Source organism: Guyparkeria sp. (genome assembly GCF_046545975.1).
Taxonomy (GTDB): domain Bacteria; phylum Pseudomonadota; class Gammaproteobacteria; order Halothiobacillales; family Halothiobacillaceae; genus Guyparkeria.
In genome coordinates, this window is record NZ_JBKGYT010000037.1 from 1 (window position 1) to 17800 (window position 17800).

Annotated in this window: 15 protein-coding genes and 1 tRNA gene; 7 read left to right on the forward strand and 9 right to left on the reverse strand. The window is 65.8% G+C overall.

Features of this window, described 5'->3' with window-relative positions; translation table 11 throughout:
- Together ACLFMY_RS05190 and ACLFMY_RS05195 are read left to right on the forward strand one after the other, a co-directional pair.
- Positions 1 to 263, forward strand: a 263-nt coding sequence (locus ACLFMY_RS05190) for a dihydroxy-acid dehydratase (RefSeq protein WP_410763506.1), incomplete at its 5' end; no start/stop codon positions are given.
- An 82-nt stretch (positions 264 to 345) separates the two neighbouring features.
- Positions 346 to 777, forward strand: coding sequence for a YtoQ family protein (locus ACLFMY_RS05195; RefSeq protein ID WP_410763507.1), 432 nt, complete (start codon positions 346 to 348; stop codon positions 775 to 777).
- Positions 778 to 1035: 258 nt separating this feature from the next.
- On the opposite strand, the gene ACLFMY_RS05200 is transcribed toward ACLFMY_RS05195, so the two are convergent.
- From ACLFMY_RS05200 to icd, 4 genes are all read right to left on the reverse strand, one after another.
- Positions 1036 to 2316 (reverse strand): diguanylate cyclase, encoded by a 1281-nt coding sequence (locus tag ACLFMY_RS05200; RefSeq protein ID WP_410763508.1) that lies wholly within the window; start codon positions 2314 to 2316, stop codon positions 1036 to 1038.
- Positions 2317 to 2816: 500 nt separating this feature from the next.
- Positions 2817 to 2893, reverse strand: a tRNA-Arg gene (locus tag ACLFMY_RS05205).
- A 57-nt stretch (positions 2894 to 2950) separates the two neighbouring features.
- Entirely contained in the window at positions 2951 to 3157 is a 207-nt protein-coding gene (locus tag ACLFMY_RS05210) for a CPXCG motif-containing cysteine-rich protein (protein ID WP_410763509.1), read from the reverse strand.
- Between the two features lie 132 nt (positions 3158 to 3289).
- Positions 3290 to 4546, reverse strand: a complete 1257-nt coding sequence (gene icd, locus ACLFMY_RS05215) for an NADP-dependent isocitrate dehydrogenase (RefSeq protein WP_410763510.1) — start codon at positions 4544 to 4546, stop codon at positions 3290 to 3292.
- A 287-nt stretch (positions 4547 to 4833) separates the two neighbouring features.
- On the opposite strand from icd, the gene groES reads away from it, so the two are divergent.
- Positions 4834 to 5124 carry a co-chaperone GroES gene (gene groES / locus ACLFMY_RS05220; RefSeq protein ID WP_410754128.1) on the forward strand — a complete coding sequence of 97 codons (291 nt, stop codon included), beginning with the start codon at positions 4834 to 4836 and terminating at the stop codon, positions 5122 to 5124.
- A gap of 58 nt (positions 5125 to 5182) precedes the next feature.
- On the forward strand, positions 5183 to 6826 hold the full coding sequence (gene groL, locus ACLFMY_RS05225) for a chaperonin GroEL (protein WP_410763512.1): 1644 nt from the start codon (positions 5183 to 5185) through the stop codon (positions 6824 to 6826).
- A 149-nt stretch (positions 6827 to 6975) separates the two neighbouring features.
- Here the strand turns inward: groL and ACLFMY_RS05230 are convergent, their stop codons facing one another.
- The 4 genes from ACLFMY_RS05230 to ACLFMY_RS05245 form a co-directional block, all read right to left on the reverse strand.
- On the reverse strand, positions 6976 to 10116 hold the full coding sequence (locus ACLFMY_RS05230) for an efflux RND transporter permease subunit (protein WP_410763513.1): 3141 nt from the start codon (positions 10114 to 10116) through the stop codon (positions 6976 to 6978).
- Positions 10116 to 11204 carry an efflux RND transporter periplasmic adaptor subunit gene (locus ACLFMY_RS05235; protein ID WP_410763514.1) on the reverse strand — a complete coding sequence of 363 codons (1089 nt, stop codon included), beginning with the start codon at positions 11202 to 11204 and terminating at the stop codon, positions 10116 to 10118. The genes ACLFMY_RS05230 and ACLFMY_RS05235 overlap by 1 nt, the downstream gene beginning before the upstream one ends.
- A 205-nt stretch (positions 11205 to 11409) precedes the next feature.
- The gene (locus ACLFMY_RS05240; protein WP_410763515.1) at positions 11410 to 11952 is read right to left on the reverse strand and encodes a TIGR00645 family protein; all 543 of its coding nucleotides are present in this window, start codon (positions 11950 to 11952) and stop codon (positions 11410 to 11412) included.
- A 273-nt stretch (positions 11953 to 12225) separates the two neighbouring features.
- Positions 12226 to 13143: a complex I NDUFA9 subunit family protein gene (locus ACLFMY_RS05245; protein WP_410763516.1), complete on the reverse strand. Its 918-nt coding sequence runs from the start codon at positions 13141 to 13143 to the stop codon at positions 12226 to 12228.
- Between the two features lie 170 nt (positions 13144 to 13313).
- Here ACLFMY_RS05245 and hemG point away from each other — a divergent pair, with 170 nt between their 5' ends.
- Positions 13314 to 14750 carry a protoporphyrinogen oxidase gene (hemG, locus tag ACLFMY_RS05250; protein WP_410763517.1) on the forward strand — a complete coding sequence of 479 codons (1437 nt, stop codon included), beginning with the start codon at positions 13314 to 13316 and terminating at the stop codon, positions 14748 to 14750.
- A gap of 5 nt (positions 14751 to 14755) precedes the next feature.
- Here the strand turns inward: hemG and ACLFMY_RS05255 are convergent, their stop codons facing one another.
- Positions 14756 to 15259, reverse strand: coding sequence for an FxsA family protein (locus tag ACLFMY_RS05255; RefSeq protein WP_410763518.1), 504 nt, complete (start codon positions 15257 to 15259; stop codon positions 14756 to 14758).
- A gap of 174 nt (positions 15260 to 15433) precedes the next feature.
- Here ACLFMY_RS05255 and cutA point away from each other — a divergent pair, with 174 nt between their 5' ends.
- Both cutA and dsbD read left to right on the forward strand, forming a co-directional pair.
- Complete coding sequence (gene cutA, locus ACLFMY_RS05260) at positions 15434 to 15769, forward strand: divalent-cation tolerance protein CutA (RefSeq protein ID WP_410763519.1); 336 nt, start codon at positions 15434 to 15436, stop codon at positions 15767 to 15769.
- A partial coding sequence (gene dsbD, locus ACLFMY_RS05265) for a protein-disulfide reductase DsbD (RefSeq protein ID WP_410763520.1) occupies positions 15748 to 17800 on the forward strand: 2053 nt, incomplete at its 3' end. The genes cutA and dsbD, both read left to right, overlap by 22 nt.

Below are 17800 nucleotides of genomic sequence, written 5' to 3' on the forward strand. Positions count from 1 at the left end.
GTGGCAGCCACGGCTTCGTCGTCGGCCACATCACGCCCGAGGCCTTCGACGGCGGGCCGATCGCGCTGGTCGAGGACGGCGACACCATCACTATCGACGCGGTGGCCGACACCATCGAGGTACACGTCGAGCCCGACGAGCTCGACCGCCGCCGCGCCAACTGGCAGCGCCCGGCACCCAACTACCCGCGCGGCGTGCTGGCAAAATACGCCCGCACGGTCAGTTCCGCGTCACTGGGCGCGGTTACCGACCTGCCCGACTGATGACGAACACGAAACAGAAGAAAGGCCCCATGAGCCTGACCGTCTACCTGTCCGGCGAGATCCACACCCCCGGAACCTCGGGGTGGACATCGAGTTCACCCGCCCGGTCACCGACCACGCCGCCAGTGACGCCGCCGGCGACCTGCTCGGCGAGGAAGACAAGCAATTCTGGCGCGACCACAAGTCCGCCAAGGTCAACGCTATCCGCATCAAGACCCTGATCGAACAGGCCGACGTCGTGGTGGTGCGCTTCGGCGACCAGTACAAGCAGTGGAACGCCGGCTACTGCGCCGCGATGGGCACCCCCTATATCACCCTGCACGACGAGAATATCGTCCACCCGCTCAAGGAAGTCGACGCCGCCGCCATGGCTTGGGCGACCACGCCGGAGCAGGTCGTCGGCATTCTCGAGCACGTCCTGCGCGACCGAACCAAAAGAAAACCCCGCACGAGGCGGGGCAACCAAGGAGTGAGAGAGCAGAAATCACCCAACGAACTGTCCAAGATCGCTTGACCACTACAAACCTGATAGACACGCCAAGGGTGGCAGTCGCGACCCGGTGACAAGCTCGACCACACGCCCAGCATGCCGGGGTCTTGTGACATTCCCGTGATCAGGGGGCTTTAAGCGGACAATCGGTCAATCCGTCCGACAAACCCGGGAACGAGCATAGTTGAGCCGGACGCACCTGCAGGGAAAGGGGAGCGGAAGACTCACATGAAAGCCTTCGGCCAGGAATTCCCTAGCCGATAACGGTCGCAGCTAATCGTGTTAACCCTCTGCCACTACCATTCGATTGCGCCCCATATCCTTGGCTCGGTACAGGGCATCGTCGACTCGACTTTCCAGCTGTTCCACCGTTTCGCCGGGTTGATAGGAGGCCACGCCCACGCTAACTGTGACGGCCCCCACCTGGTCAAAAGGGGTTTCCGCTACAGTTTCCCTTAACCGTTCCCCCAGATCGGCGCCCCCCTGCGCACTGGTATGGGTGGCCAGCACGAGAAACTCCTCCCCACCCCAGCGAGCAAGAAAATCCGTCTTGCGCAGAGCTTCCTTCGACCGCCTGGCCAGCTCGCATATCACCTCGTCACCGGCTTGATGGCCGAAGCGGTCGTTGACTTGCTTGAACTGATCGATATCGAACATGATCAGGGAGAAGGGTGTCCCATAACGTTCGTGATCTAGCCGGCTCTGCTCCAGAAAATCGGTGAGTTTGGCTCGGTTATAGAGGCCCGAGAGCGGATCGTGAGTGGCCAGACGCTCCAGCTCCTCTTCCATAGCTTTGCGGTCGGAGATGTCCAGGCCAACACCGAGCAGGTAGGTGTCCCCGTCCAGTTTCACTCGGTAGCCAGTGAAGTAGTAGGGAGTGGTTTCGCCGGATGGTCCGAGTAAATTCGCCTCCACGGTTGTGTCACCCTCGTGAAACACCTGTTCGATCTTATGTTGAATAAGGGGCTGTTCCTCGCTGGGAAACAGGTTGGTGGGCGGGATGTTTCGCATATCATGGCCTTCATGGCCAGTGACTTCCTCGAGTTTTCGGTTCCAACGGAGAAATCGCCCTCGACCGTCGATCATGTAGAAGATCCCCGGCAGATTGCGTATTACCGCCTGACTGAACGCCGTTTCCCGAGCAACCTCTGCCTCCAGCGCTTTGCGCTCACCAATATCCGATAAGGTTATGACCACCCCCTCGGGCAGGCCATTTATCTGTGAAAGGGGTGAGGCGGCAACTTCCACTGCGACGTTCGTTCCATCTTTGTGACAAATAAGACCCTCCCAACCTTTGAGTGGTAGGCCGGTGCGTAGCACCTGCCGATAGGGGTAATCTGAATGCGCCAGGCGGGTGCCATCAGGTTTACAAAAGTGGACGAGGTCAGGGGCATTGCGGCCAAGTGCCTCCTCTTCCTCGGCGAACCCGAGAAGGCGGCAGGCAGCGGGGTTTAAGAGGGTGAAGCGACCATTGGTGTCGACCCCGACCACCCCTTCGGCAATGCTTTCTAGGATTTGATGGCGGAACTTGGAAATCTTGTTGTCGCGAGCATCTCGCTTCACGATGCCCTCCCTATGATGGGGATTCATAACCACTTGTAGCTCAGGCGCATGTCAGGGGCAATCTGGAGTTCCTTGCTGAGGTTTACCAACCCATTATCGCTCTCATTAAAAAGCGCGGCAGAGGACCATTCGGCACGGGGGCTCGGTTGGAGTCTTCATCCCCCCCACTCGCGACTCCATGGCTCAAGTTTTGCGGACATATAAAAAGTGCGTCGGGCGCGAACTATGGGCCATGCGGTCTCAGAGAATCAGACAGCCACATCCCCTTTGAGAGGCAGCGAGTCACCAGAAACACCGCCTGAAGGCACCGCGAAAAACCGCGCCTCTGCGCCCCTTCAACACAGATCGGTAAAACCATCCTATTCAGCGTCGCGGTCACCTCCCGCGAGGATCTAATACGGTCGACCTATACGTTTCACGAGGACCGCGATCGAGTTGACAGACACATCAAGAGGTCGGCCACGCAGAGTGGCCAGCGGGGAATCGCTGAAAAAGGAGAATGGCGCCCAAGGCAGGATTCGAACCTGCGACCTACCGCTTAGGAGGCGGTTGCTCTATCCAGCTGAGCTACATGGGCTGAAGGAAGGCGCTCCGTGGAGCGGGCCGCATGGTAGCACGCGGCCACTCGGTGCCTCTACCCGTCGGCCCACTGCTCGTCGCCCTCGCGGCGCAGGGTCAGCACGGGCTCGTCGTCGGACCAGGCGACGTGCACCACGATCGGTCGACAGCAGACGCTGCAGTCCTCGACGTAGGTCTGCTCACCGGCGGTGGCATCGAGTGTCAGGTCGATGGTCTCGAAGCACCAGGGGCACTGGGCGGTGGTCTCGACGATGGCGTCCATGGCGGGTCCTCCCGTGAACACGTTTTGAGGCTACCCGAAAGCGTAGCAGGCGCGCCCGGGAACCACCCGGAGCGCGCCTGCTTTCTCGTCTCGATCCGGGGCCTTCGCATGCCCCGGCTGAACGGGCCGTGATCAGCCCATCTGGCGGATCAGCTCGTCGCCGAAGGCCTTGCAGCCGACCTGGTTGGGCTTGTCCATCAGGCGAGCGAGATCGCCGGTGACGTTGCCGCTGGCGATCGCGCCTTCCATGGCCTTGATCACGGCATCGGCCGCCTCGGTCCAGCCCAGGTGGCGCAGCATCATCTCGGCCGACAGGATGACCGACGAGGGGTTGGCCAAGTCCTTGCCGGCGATATTCGGGGCGGTGCCGTGGGTGGCCTCGAACATGGCGACGGTGTCGGAGAGGTTCGCACCCGGGGCGATGCCGATCCCGCCGACCTGGGCGGCCAGCGCGTCCGAGACGTAATCACCGTTGAGGTTCAGGGTGGCGACCACGTCGTACTCTTCCGGCACCAGCAGGATCTGCTGCAGGAAGGCATCGGCGATCGAGTCCTTGATGACGATGTCGCTGCCGGTCTTCGGGTTCTTGAGCGTCATCCACGGGCCGCCGTCGAGCGGCTCGGCACCGAACTCTTCACGCGCGAGTTCGTAGCCCCAGTTCTTGAAGGCCCCTTCGGTGAATTTCATGATGTTGCCCTTGTGCACCAGGGTGACCGACTCGCGGTCATTGGCGATCGCGTACTCGATCGCGCGGCGCACCAGGCGCTTGGTGCCGTCCTCGGAGACCGGCTTGATGCCGATGCCGGAACTCTCCGGGAAACGGATGTTCTCGACATTCATCTCCTGGGTCAGGAAGTCGATCACCTTCTTGACTTCCGGGGTGCCTGCGGCCCACTCGATGCCGGCGTAGATGTCCTCGGAGTTCTCGCGGAAGATGACCATGTCGGTCTTCTCCGGGTACTTGACCGGGCTGGGCGTGCCGGTGAAGTAGCGCACCGGACGCAGGCAGACGTACAGGTCGAGCTTCTGGCGCAGGGCAACGTTGAGCGAGCGGAAGCCGCCGCCGACCGGCGTGGTCAGCGGACCCTTGATGGAAACGACGTAGTCGCGGATCGCCTCCATGGTCTCGGCGGGCAGGCCGCTGCCGTCCGGGTAGACCTTGGTCGACTTCTCGCCGGCGTAGACCTCCATCCAGGCGATCTGGCGCTTGCCGCCGTAGGCCTTCTCGACCGCCGCGTCGATGACCTTTTTCATCACCGGCGTGACGTCCACGCCGATGCCGTCACCCTCGATGAAGGGAATGATCGGGCGGTCGGGAACGGTCAGCTTGCCCTCGGCGTCGACGGTGATCTTGTCGCCTTCCGGGATGGTGATCTTCTCGAAGCTCATGCGCTCTCTCCTGGACTTGATTCGTGGTTCACGGGCGGCCTCGACCCGCCCGCAGGATGCGCGGCATTATACCGTTTCCCACCAGTCGGCCGAGGCAAGCACGACGAGCGCATGGCGACGTGCTTTCGGCCCGGCTCCCTCTTCGCGAATTTTTTTTCCCTTTCCCTCTTGAAATCGCCCCGGCCGTTCCTAATATTGGCACTCGAGTCGGGCGAGTGCTAACAACGCCCCGGCGCGCTCAAACATTGTCGAATCCCTTTTCCTGTGTAAACGCATGGAGTAACCGCATGAAAATCCGTCCTTTGCATGATCGTGTGCTGGTAAAGCGCGAAGAAGAAGAACGCAAGACCGCCTCTGGCATCGTTCTGCCGGACTCGGCTGCCGAGAAGCCGAACCGTGGCGAGATCGTCGCCGCCGGCCCGGGCAAGTCGAACGACAAGGGTGAAGTCCGCGCCATGGGCGTGAAGGTCGGCGACAAGGTGCTGTTCAGCCAGTACGCCGGCACCAAGGTGAAGGTCGAAGACGACGAACTGCTGATGATGGGCGAAGACGACATCCTCGCCGTCATCGAAGAGTAATCCCTCGGCGAGTTTTCTCTCCGAACGGTAACGAATCAGCACAAGGAGCATATCGAATATGTCTGCCAAAGAAGTCCGCTTTTCCACCAGTGCCCGCGATCGCATGCTGCGTGGCGTCAACACCCTGGCCGACGCGGTCAAGGTCACCCTGGGCCCGAAGGGTCGTAACGTCGTCATCGAGAAGAGCTTCGGCGCCCCGGCCGTGACCAAGGACGGCGTTTCCGTCGCCCGCGAGATCGAGCTGGAGGACAAGTTCGAGAACATGGGCGCGCAGATGGTCAAGGAAGTCTCTTCCCAGACCGCCGACGTCGCCGGTGACGGCACCACCACCGCGACCGTGCTGGCCGCCGCCATCGTCCGCGAGGGCGTCAAGGCCGTCGCCGCCGGCATGAACCCGATGGACCTCAAGCGCGGCATCGACCGTGCCGTCGAGGCCGCCGTGGGCGAGCTGAAGAACCTGTCCAAGCCCTGCACCGACAACAAGGCGATCGCCCAGGTCGCCACCATCTCCGCGAACTCCGACAAGAAGGTCGGCGAGATCATCGCCGAGGCCATGGAGCGCGTGGGCAAGGACGGCGTGATCACCGTCGAGGAAGGCTCGGGCTTCGAGGACGAGCTGGACGTGGTCGAGGGCATGCAGTTCGACCGTGGCTACCTCTCGCCCTACTTCGTCAACAACCAGAAGCAGATGCTGGTCGAACTCGAGGATCCGTACATCCTCTTGCACGACAAGAAGATCTCGAACATCCGTGATCTCCTGCCGGCACTGGAAGGCGCCTCCAAGGCGAACAAGCCGCTGCTGATCGTCGCCGAGGACATCGAGGGCGAGGCGCTGGCCACGCTGGTCATCAACGCCATGCGCGGCATCGTCAAGGTCGCGGCCGTCAAGGCACCGGGCTTCGGCGACCGCCGCAAGGCCATGCTGCAGGATCTGGCCATCGTCACCGGCGGCCAGGTGATCTCCGACGAAGTCGGCCTGACCCTCGAGAAGGTCACCCTGGATGACCTGGGTACCGCCAAGCGCGTCGTGGTCTCCAAGGAGAACACCACCATCATCGACGGCTCCGGCACCAAGGACGACATCGACACCCGCGTCGAGCAGATCCGCGCCCAGATCGAGAACACCTCCTCCGAGTACGACAAGGAGAAGCTCCAGGAGCGCATCGCGAAGCTGGCCGGCGGCGTCGCCGTCATCAAGGTCGGTGCCGCGACCGAGGTCGAGATGAAGGAGAAGAAGGACCGTGTCGACGACGCGCTGCACGCTACCCGTGCCGCCGTCGAGGAAGGCATCGTTCCGGGTGGTGGCGTCGCATTGATCCGCGCGCTGACCAGCCTCGGCTCGCTCGAAGGCGACAACGTCGACCAGCAGACCGGTATTTCGATCGCCCTGCGCGCCATGGAAGACCCGCTGCGCTTCATCGTCGCCAACTCCGGTGGCGAGCCGTCCGTGGTCGTCCAGGGCGTGCGCGAAGGCTCCGGTAACTACGGTTACAACGCCGCCAACGGCGAGTACGGCGACATGGTCGAGATGGGCATCCTGGACCCGACCAAGGTCACCCGTTCGGCCCTGCAGAACGCCGCATCCGTCGCGGGCCTGATGATCACCACCGAGTGCATGATCGCCGAAATCCCGAGCAAGGACGACGGCGGCACCCCGCCGGCCGACATGAGCGGCATGGGCGGCATGCCCGGCATGATGTAATCGTCCCGCGCGGCCGCCGCTTTCGAGCGACCGGCCGCGCCCGACGCCCGATGATCCGGCCTTCCTTCGGGAGGGCCGGATTTTTTTGTGTCGACGAACCGGACACGGCACATCGGGTGCTCGCACCCGACATGCCGGAGACATTCGCATCAGGATTTCGCGACAGGCCTCTCCGCAAGGCGCAGTACGCTGGCCGTGAGCGCCGGCAGGAAGGTCAGCGTGACGATGGTCGCGCCGAGCAGGCCGAACATCACGATCGCGCCGACCCCGCGGTAGAGCTCGGTGCCCTCGCCCGGAATAAGCACCAGCGGCGAGAGACCGCTGATGGTGGTCAGCGTGGTCATCACGATCGGCCGCAGCCGCACCGAGACGGCCTCCCGCACCGCCATGACGGCGTCCGCGCCCTCGGCGAAGCTGCGCCGGGCCTGTTCCACCAGCAGGATCGGGTTGTTGACCACGGTCCCCATCAGGATCAGGAAGCCGAGCATCGTGATCATGTCGAACGGCTGACTGATCGCCGCCAGACCCACCAGCGGCAGCGATCCGCCGATCAGGTTCATCAGCGCCAGCCCGGCGATGCCCCCGGCGATGCCCAGCGGGATGGCCGTCATGATCAGAAGCGGGTAGCGCCAGTGGGTGAAGATGGCGACCAGCAGCAGGTAGATGATCGCCAGCGCGACCACGAAGTTGCCGGCGAGCGCTTCGCGCGTGGCGTCAAGCTGGTCCGACGCCCCCGAGATGGACAGGGTCACCCCGGCGGGGACCTCGCCGGCGGCGCGCATTTCCTCGAGCAGCTGATCGCGCACCCGCTCGACACCGGTCTCCAGCGCCACGGAATCCGGCGGGATGATGTCGAGCGTCACCATGCGCTTGCCGTCGACGCGACGGACGATGCTGGTGTCTACACGGGTATCGATACGGGCGACCGAGGCGAGCGGCAGGCTCGCGCCCTGCGGGCTCTTGACCAGGATCTCGTCGAGGCGCGCCAGACGCGCGTCCGGGCCGGCCGACCCGTAGAGGTAGATGTCGATCTTGTCGTCGCCGAGGAAGAAGTCGTCGACGTAGGCCCCCTCGGTGAGCGCCGAGACGGAGAAGCCAACCGCCTCCAGGCTCAGCCCCAGCTCCGCCGCCCGGTCCCAGTCGGGCCGAATTTCCACCAGGGGCTGCGCCAGATCCAGGGTCGAGGGGCGGGTCTGGATACGCGGATTGTCGAAGATCGCCTCCGCGCGCTCGTAGGCCCGACGGGCGACGGCGTAGATGTCGGCGAGATCCGTCCCGGCGATGTCCAGCGAGACGCTGCGGGTGCCCCCGTCGTTACTGGAAATAATCGACCCCTTCGCCGCGAAGGCGCGCATGCCCGGATACTGCTCGTAGAAGCGGGTGATCTCGGTCATCAGCGCCTCGATATGGTCGGGCTCGAGCGTCTCGGAGATCACCCGCAACTGCGTCGGCTGCACCTGCATGACCAGCGAGCGCAACGGCGGGACGGGCGTCTCGCCGCGCTCGAAGGCCCCGGGCTCGGCGCCGACCGCGGGCAGCAGGTGCGCCTCCACTTCCTCTGCGATGCGCGCCATCTCGGCGAGGTTGTAGCCGGGCGGCGCGTTCATCACCGCGAAGGTCTTGGGCTCCTCTCCCTCTGGCAGGTACTCGGCCGGCGGGGTCAGAAAGAAGACAATCGAGGCGCTGGCTGCCAGCACCACGGCCATGGTCACCCCGCGCCGCCAGCCGCTGCGCACCATGCCGTGGACCATACCCTCGACCAGCCGGATCCAGCGTGGCGACCGGTCGCCCGCCGCCCCGTTGCGACCGAAGTCCAGCCGGGCGCTGAGCGTGGGGATCAGCATCACCGCGACCAGCATCGAGGCGACGATTGCCGCGGCGATGGCGATCGCGACATCCGAGTAGAGCTGGCCTGCCTCCTCCTCGATGAACAGGATCGGCAAGAACACCAGCACCGTGGTGGCGGTGGAGGCCAGCACCGCTGGCCAGACCTCGCGCACGCCCTCCACCGCGGACTCCAGCCGCGACAGCCCCCGGCGCCGCAGGCGCTCGATGTTCTCCAGCACCACGATGCTGTTGTCCACGGTCATGCCGATGGCGAAGGCCACCCCGGCCAGCGAGATCACGTTGACGGTCCGCCCCGTGAGCGAGAGACCCAGGAACGCGGCGATCGCGCACAGGGGGATGCCGATCACCCCGACCAGCGTCGCCCGCGACGAGCGCAGGAACAGGAACATCACCAGGGTGGCGAACGCCGCCCCGAGGCCGAGGTTGACCCAGACGTTGCCGATGGATGCTTCGACGTAGCGGGCGTCGTCCGTGTTGAGCTCGAGTATCATCCCGGCCGGCTCGAGCACCTCGGCGTTGATGCGCTCGACCTCGTCGAGCATCGCCCGCTTGATGTCGATCACGTTCGAACCGCTCTGGCGGCGCACCTGCAGCCCGATGACCTCCCGGCCGTTGACAAGGGCCTGTGACCGCTGCCGGGAGCCGCCCTGCACGACCCGGGCGACGTCGCCCAGGCGGATGACCGCATCGCCCTGTCGGTCGATCACCAGCCGCTGGAGTTCCTCGGCGGTGGCGAACCGGCCGACGGTGCGCAACAGGTAGCGTCGCTTGCCCGCGTCCACCTCGCCGCCGGAGATGTCCTGGTTGCGCGCGCGGATCGCGTCGCGCAAGTCGAGCAGCGTCAGCCCGCGACGGGCCAGCTGGCGATCGTCGACGTGAATCTGCATCTGCCGCTCGGCCCCGCCGCCCATGGTCACCTCGGAGACGCCCTGGACGCTCTCCATGCGCGGGCGGACCTCGTCGTCGACGAAATCGCGCATCAGGTCGATGTCCAGCCCGCGGGGGTTGTCGGGGAGGGTCGAGACACGGAAGTACATAAAGGCGTTCGAGGAGAACGACGTGGCCGCGATGCGCGGCTCGTCGACGTTGCGCGGGTAGTCAGGCACCTGGCTCAAGGCATTGTTGACCTCGATCAGCGCCTCGGTGATGTCCGTGCCGAAGGGAAACTCCAATTCGATCTCGGCGCTGTCGCTGGTCGCCGTGGCGGTCAGCTCGCTCAGGCCGGGGATGGTGCGCAGGTAGCGCTCCTGCTCGATCAGGATGTCCTTCTCGATGTCCTGCGGCGTCGCCCCGGGCCAGCGCGTCTCCACCGTGATGATGCGCACGTCGAGGTCCGGGATCATCTGCACGGGGATACGCAGGGCGGCCACGGCGCCGAGAATGGCGACGATCAGGGTGATCACCGTTACCAGCGTGCCGTGACGGACGATCGCCGCGAACATCAGCCGCCCTCCCCGTCGACCCTCACGTTCATTCCGGCCTCGAGGGACTCGTTGCCACGCACGATCACTCGGTCACCGGCCTTCAGTCCCTCGGTCACCACGACCCGCTCGCCGAAACCGTCGGCCAGCGTAACCTGCCGCTCGACCACCGTGCTCTCGTCGGCATCGGCCAGCACCCAGATCGTCGTGCGCCCATCGGGGTAGCGCTGGACGGCATCCCGTGCCACCGTCAGCCCCTTCCGCCCGGTGGGCAGGCTCAGGTGCCCCTCCACAGCCATGCCCGGCAGCAGCGAGTCGCCCGTCGACGGTTGCCCGCGCAAGAGGAAGGTGCGCGCGGCCGGATCGGTGACCGGCACCACGGTCGCGACGTCCGCCTCCCGCCAGTCGCGCTGGGCGTCATCCGGACGATAGCGCAGCGTCGCGTCGTCGCCCATCAGGCGGTGGTAGCGTTGCGGCACCTGGAAATCCAGCCGCAGGGCGTCGGTATCTACCAGCCTGAGCAGGCTGTCGCCCGGCTCCACCCACTCGCCCCGCTCCGCCTCGCGTGCGACCACCACGCCGTCGAACGGTGCGGCGATCCGGTACCGGGCCAACCGGGCCTCCCCCTGCTCCAGCTCGGCCGCCAGCCGCGCTTCGCGTGCCCGGGCCACCGCCACGGCACTGGCTCGCGCACGCACCTCGGTCTCCGCGATGTGCCGACCGGCGACGACCGAGCGGGCCTCCTCGAGACGGCGTTCGGCCTCACGGCGTGCCGCCTCCGCCTCCTGCCGTTCGGCCTCGAGGCTCCTGACGGCCAGCCGCTGGAGTTCGGCATCCAGCGTGAACAGCGGCGCGCCGGCCGTCACCCGGTCGCCGGACTCCACCGTGACCGTTTCCACCAGGCCGGCGATCTCCGCGGACAACCGGGCCTCCCTCAATGTGTTGACCGTGCCGTCGAGCGGCACCACCTCGACGATCTCGGTGGTCCGGGCCGTCTCGACCGCCACGCGGGGCGCATCCGCCCGGGCCGGCAGCGGATCGAACTGGAGCACGAGGGCGACGAGCATCGCGGCAAGCGGTGTGATCGGCAGTCGGTGAGGGATCGTCATCGGGGAATCTGCATTCGCTGTGGCTGACTCGTCTGCCCGGCTTCCATCGGCGCGAACCCCGACGACCGCTGGCATACGACCGCAGTGAGACTAGTCCGAAGCGGGCACAACCTCCACCTCCGTCACGACTGCCGGCCAACAAAAAACCCGCCGGGAACGGCGGGTTCGCTGGGAACATCGGTTGCAATATCGGAGGGAGATCCCTTCAGTGCCCCTTGCCCTGCAACCTGTCCATCACGGCATAGAGTACGCCGGAGATCACGAACGTCAGGTGGATGCCCACCATCCAGGCAAGATCCCGGTCGGAGAGATTCTCGACGTTCATGAATGACTTCAGCAGTTCGATCCCGGAAATGGCCACGATCGAACCGATCACCTTGATCTTGAGGTCGGTGAAGCCGATGTGCCCCATCCACTCCGGACGGTCATGATGACTCTGCAGGTCCTCCATCTTCGAGACGAAGTTCTCGTAGCCGGAGAAGATGATGATGATCAGCAGGTTCATGATCAGCGCCACGTCCACCAGCGTGAGCACGCCGATGATGACCTCGGATTCCTCCAGCGTGAAGATATCGCTGAAGAGGTGAACCAGCTCGGCGCCGAACTTGTACAGCAGCAGGAGCATGGCCAGGACCAGGCCCAGGTAAACCGGGGCCATGATCCAGCGGCTGCCGAAGAGAAAGTGCTCGAAATAGTGCTCGGCGTCGCCGGAACGACGCGGCGCGGGGTTGGTGGGTTCGGATTCCACAGTCGGACCTCGTGATGCATGAAACCGGGCCGCCCGAGCAGCGAACGGCAGGACCGGGTTCGCCGCCGGACGGGGAAACAGGGTATTCGGGCGCCCTTCCTGGCGACGGACCCGGGCGGCCCCGCTCGGAGAGCGTATGCTACCACCGCTCGAAGCAGGCGGTCACGATCGGGCGGCCCGGCGGGAGCGAGGGAAGGTCGGAACGAATCCGAATCCCGCTGTTCGCGGCTCGATCAGGAACGACCCGGCAGGCCGGCGCGGCTCTGGATCGGTTCAGGCCTTCCCGAGGTAGCGAGGCGCGACGTCCTCGAGTCGGGTGGGCTCGCGGGGACAGTCCGGCGAGCACACGTTCGCGCGGCGCATGGAGTCGTAGTTGTCCCGCGAGAACGGCTTGCCGGGCACCCATTCCAGCACGCGCGCCTGAATCCGGGAAGCCCAGCCCGGCAGGCCGATCACCCAGCGCGGATGACCACTGGTCCGAGCGGCATAGCGCACCAAGTCGCCCAGCGAATAGTCGTGCGGGCCGCAGAGATCGTAGCGCTGCCCGAATGTCTCGGGATCGTTGATCGCGGCGACGAAACGCTGGGCCACGTCACCGACGTAGACCGGGGAGAACCGCGCGCCGGCACAGGCGAGGGGGAAGATGCCCGGCATCAGCCGGGCTAGGCCCGCGAAGCGGTTGAGAAAGGAGTCCTCCGGGCCGAAGATCACCGACGGACGGAAGCTGGTGACGGCGATGTCATGCTTGCGGCCGAAGCGGTGCACCCAGTTCTCCGCCTTGCCCTTGGTCCGCTGGTAATAGCTGGTGCCCTCCTCCTCGTCGGCACCCAGCGCGCTCATGTGGAGGTAGCGCGGCACGCCGGCATCCGCCGCCGCCCGCAGGGCCGCCTTGGCCAGCTTGATATGGACGCGCTCGAAGCCCTTGCCGTTGTGACGCGGCTCGTTGAGGATGCCGATCAGGTTGACCAGCAGTTCCGCCCCTTCCAGCAGATCGGCCAGTTCCGGCGTCTCGCGGCGGGTGGCCAGGTCCGAGTCGCCCGGGGTGGTCATGTCGCAGAGCACCACGCTCGGCCACAGCTCCATGTCACGGTGACGGTCGGCGTGCCGGCTGGGCACGATCACCTCGTAACCACGGCGCGACAGTTCACGGACCAGGTAGCGGCCCACGAAACCGGTGCCCCCGAGCACCACGGCCCTGGGAAGTCCCCGGGGGTCATTCGTTCCACCGACGGCGTGCGATTCGTCCATAGTCTCCCTGTGGCCCTGCGGCCGGTTCCTGAATGGAAGGTAGAGTACACTCTGCCCTGTCGCATCCATAGCACAGCCGCGACCCGTTCCCAACGAGAGCATCACAGGACGCCATGAGCTCCACCGACGACACGACCCGGAAGAATGCCGCGACGACCACCGAAACGCTGGTCGTCGGCGGTGGCGCCAGCGGGCTGGCGGCGGCGTGGGAACTGGCCCGTCAGGGCCGGCCGGTCACGCTGCTCGAACAGGACGCCCGACCCGGCGGAAACATTCGCAGCCTGCGCGACGACGACTGGCAGATCGAGATCGGCCCCAACACGCTGATGGTCAAGCCGCCGCTCTACGACCTGTTGCGCGAGCTGGATCTCGACGGGGAGGCCATCTTCGCCGGAGAGGCGGGCAAGAAGCGCTATATCGCCAAGGGCGGACGAATGCTCGCCCTGCCCACCCATCCGATCAAGGCCCCCTTCAACCCGCTGATCGGCGCCGGCAGCTGGCTGCGGATCCTCAGGGAACCCTGGGTCAGACCGCAGACCGGCCGTGAGGAAACCCTCGCCGAGTTCGTCGAACGCCGCCTCGGCCGCAACATCCTCGACTACCTCGTCGACCCGTTCGTCTCCGGCGTGTACGCCGGAGACCCGCGGCGGCTGTCGGTCGAGGCTGCCATGCCGAAACTGCATGCACTCGAGCGCGAGCACGGCTCGCTGATCCGCGGGGGGCTGGCCGCCATGCGCAGGGCCCGCCGGGAGGCGGGAACCCGGTCCCCGGCCATGCCCCGCGAATGGCGCGGCAAGCTGATCAGCTTCCCCGACGGGATCCGTACCCTGACCGACCGTCTGGCCGAGGGCATCACCTCGGCGCCCGGCGCCGCCATCCACTGCGACTGCCCCGTGCAGGAAGTGACCCGCGAGAATGGCCACTGGGTAGCGACCGATCTACAGGGCAAGCGCTGGCAGGCGGAACAGCTGGTGCTCGCCACGCCGGCCCACGTCAGTGCCCGCCTGCTCGCCCCGCTCGATCCGTTGCTGGCCGAGCCGCTCGACGAGATCGTCTATCCGCCCGTGGCATCCGTGGCGCTGGGCTACCCCCCGGGACTGCTCGCCCACCCGCTCGACGGTTTCGGTGTGCTGATCCCGCGCCGAGAGAAACGTCGCACCCTGGGCGCGCTGTTCTCCTCGACGCTGTTCCCCGGGCGCGCCCCTGCCGGCCACAAGCTGCTGACCGCCTTCATCGGCGGGCGGCAGGATCCGGAGGCGCTGGAAAAGACCGACGCGGAACTGGTGCGGCAGGTACAGAAGGATCTCGCGGATCTGCTGGGCATCGAGGGCGAGCCGGTCTGGCAACGGGTCAACCGCTGGCCGAAGGCCATCCCCCAGTACGAGCTGGGGCACTTGGCCCGGATGGAGCGGCTCGACCAGGCCCTGGAACACCACCCGGGCCTGTCGCTGATCGGCAACTGGCGCGGCGGGATCGCGGTGGGTGACTGTCTGGAGAACGGACGGGCCCTGGCCGACCGGATCGGATCCTCATCACGCCACCGCGACTGAACGGATCAGCGACGCCGGTCGTCGTGCTCGATGCGATCGCGGTCACGCGGGTCTCGCGGCGTGACGTCCTCGGCCTCGCCCTCGTAGACGTTGCCGCTACCCGGGCGGCCGGTATCGAAGGGGCCGCCACCCATGCCGCCACGTTCGACCACCACCTGCTGCAGCCGGCCGGCCAGCCAGGCACCGAACGCGAGCCGGCGCAGGAACGGGGTGACCAGCACCAGACCGAACAGGTCGGTGACCGGGCCGGGCAGCAGGAGCATCAGCCCGCCGAGGAAGTTCGCGGCCACGCCGAGCCCATCGACCTCGCCGCGGCCGGTCCGGGCCATGTCGCGTTGTGCCCGCGCCATGGCGTTGGGCCCGGCGGTGCGCATCAGCCAGGCGCCCCAGATCCCCGTGGCGAGAATCCAGAGCAGCGTGGCGAGAAAGCCGACCGCTGCTCCCATGGCGATCAGCAGCACCAGTTCGATAAGTGGCAGAAAAAGAATGAGTCCGGACAGTTTTCTCATGGGAAGCGGTCGACCTGCTCGGTTCGGATGGATTTCGGGCTGCTGACAGTCCGATGGATTGCAGACTAATGATTGTAAAGCTACGCTTTCGTCGGAACGTTGGCGCCGCGGCCAGGGACCAACCCCGCCATCGTTTGCCGATAACGCTTTCGAAAACTTCGCCACAAGACAATAATGACGATCGAGCCGAGCACAATAGCACTGGTGATCACCACCTTCGACGATCCGGGGGCCGCCGACGAGTTCAGCGCCCGCCTCCTCGACGACGGCTTGATCGCCTGCGTCAACCGTGTCGGCCCCGTCACATCGAGTTACCACTGGCAGGGGAAGGTCTGCCGGGACGAGGAATACCAGCTTCACATGAAGACCAGCCTCGAGCGGGTGAGTGATCTCAAGGCAGCCATCGAGCGCCTGCATCCCTACGACTGTCCCGAGGTGCTCATCCTGCAAGCCGGAAGCAGCCAATCCTACTCACAATGGGTTAAGCAATGCGTTCAAACTACTCCCTGACCGCACCGTGGGTGCGTATCGCCGCCTTACTGCTGGTCACCGTCGCGTTCACCTGGCAGACGGCAGCCAAGGCCGAACCCGAACTGCTGGGTCCGGAGGAGGCCTTCGACGTCGAGGTCAGCCATGACGACGGTGACCTGCGGTTCGATTTCCGCGTGGTCGAGGGATACCACCTCTATCAGGACAAGTTGCGCTTCCAGGGAGGAGACGGTCTTCAACTGGGCGAAGCGGATCTGCCCGAGGCAGTCGTCGACGATGATCCGGCATTCGGCGAGACGCCGGTCTACAAGGAGGACTTCACTGCTCGCGTGCCGGTGGAATCCGCTGAGGGTGGCGAGACGACCGTCACGGTCGAGTACCAGGGCTGCTCCGATATCCACGGGGTCTGCTACCCGCCCGAAAGCCGCGAACTGACTGTCGACATCCCCGAGACCGATCGCTCCGGCGAATCGGCTGACAACGAGTCGACACCGGCCGAATCCGGTGCCCAGACGGCCAGTGGATCCGGGGCGGACTCCCGCGATGGCGGCGTCGATCTGGGCGGCGGCGATGGCGGCAACGATGAGCCGATGGACCCGGAAGAAGCCTTCGTGCCGGAAGTGGTGGTCGATGACGACAGTGTCTTCGTCCGTTTCGACATCACGCCCGAATACTACCTGTATCGCGAACGTACCCTGGCGGCCGTGAGCGATGGCGCGAAGATCAGCGCGGCCCATATCGGCGAAGGCGAGCGCAAGGACGACCCGAATTTCGGCACGGTCCGGGTATTCCACGATCAACTGGAGACCGAACTCTCGGTTGACGCCGATTCCCCCTACACCCTGGTAATCGGCTACCAGGGCTGTGCCGACATGGGCCTGTGCTACCCGCCGATGGAGAAGGCCTGGCGCATCGATCCGGCCGATGGCAGCGCCGAGCGCCTCGACGAGATCCCGGACGATGCCGGTGAACTCACCCCGGTCGAAGAGGTGCCGGCACTGGGCGACGAGGCATCCGAGGCACCGTCCGGGTCCGGCGAATCCGACAAGGGAGAAGAGCGTGACCGGGACGCCGCGCGGGCCGCCGAGCAGGCCCCGGCCGGCTCGGAAACCGACATGATCACCCAGCGGCTGGTCGAGGGCACGCCCTGGGCGATCGTGCTGGGCTTCTTGGTCTTCGGCCTGCTGCTGGCCTTCACGCCCTGCGTCTTCCCGATGATCCCGATCCTCTCGGGCATCATCGCGGGTCACGGCGAGCACATCACCACCCGCAAGGCCTTCGTACTCTCGGTGGTCTACGTGCTCGCCATGGCGGTCACCTACACCGTCGCCGGGGTGCTCGCCGGCCTGTTCGGCGCCAACCTGCAGGCCGCCTTCCAGAACCCCTGGGTGCTGTCGGTGTTCGCCGCGATCTTCGTGGCGCTGGCCTTCTCGATGTTCGGCTTCTTCGAGCTGCAACTGCCCTCCTCGATCCAGTCGCGCATCATGCAGGTGCAGAACCGCCAGCAGGGCGGCACGCTCACCGGCGTGGCCGCGATGGGCTTCCTCTCGGCGCTGATCGTCGGGCCGTGCATGGCCCCGCCGCTGGCCGGTGCGCTGATCTACATCGGCCAGACCGGCGACGCGGTCATCGGCGGGCTGGCGCTGTTCGCCCTGTCGATCGGCATGGGCCTGCCGCTGATCCTCGTCGGCACGCTGGGCGGCAAGTACCTGCCCAAGGCCGGTGGCTGGATGGACGCGGTCAAGGCGGTCTTCGGCGTGCTGCTCCTCGGCGTGGCGATCTGGATGCTCGAGCGCTTCCTACCCGCGGCCGTCACCCAGCTGATGTGGGCGGCCCTGCTGATCGCCTCGGCGGTCTACATGGGCGCGACCGAGTCGATCAGGGAGGCTGCCTCCGGCTGGATGCGGCTGTGGAAGTCGATCGGGCTGGTGCTGCTCCTGTGGGGTGCCCTGATGCTGATCGGCGTGGCCGCCGGCGCCAAGGGCACGCCACTCGCCCCGCTGTCCGGCATCTCGCTCGGCGGTGGCAGTGGCGGCGAGACCGCGGAACTCG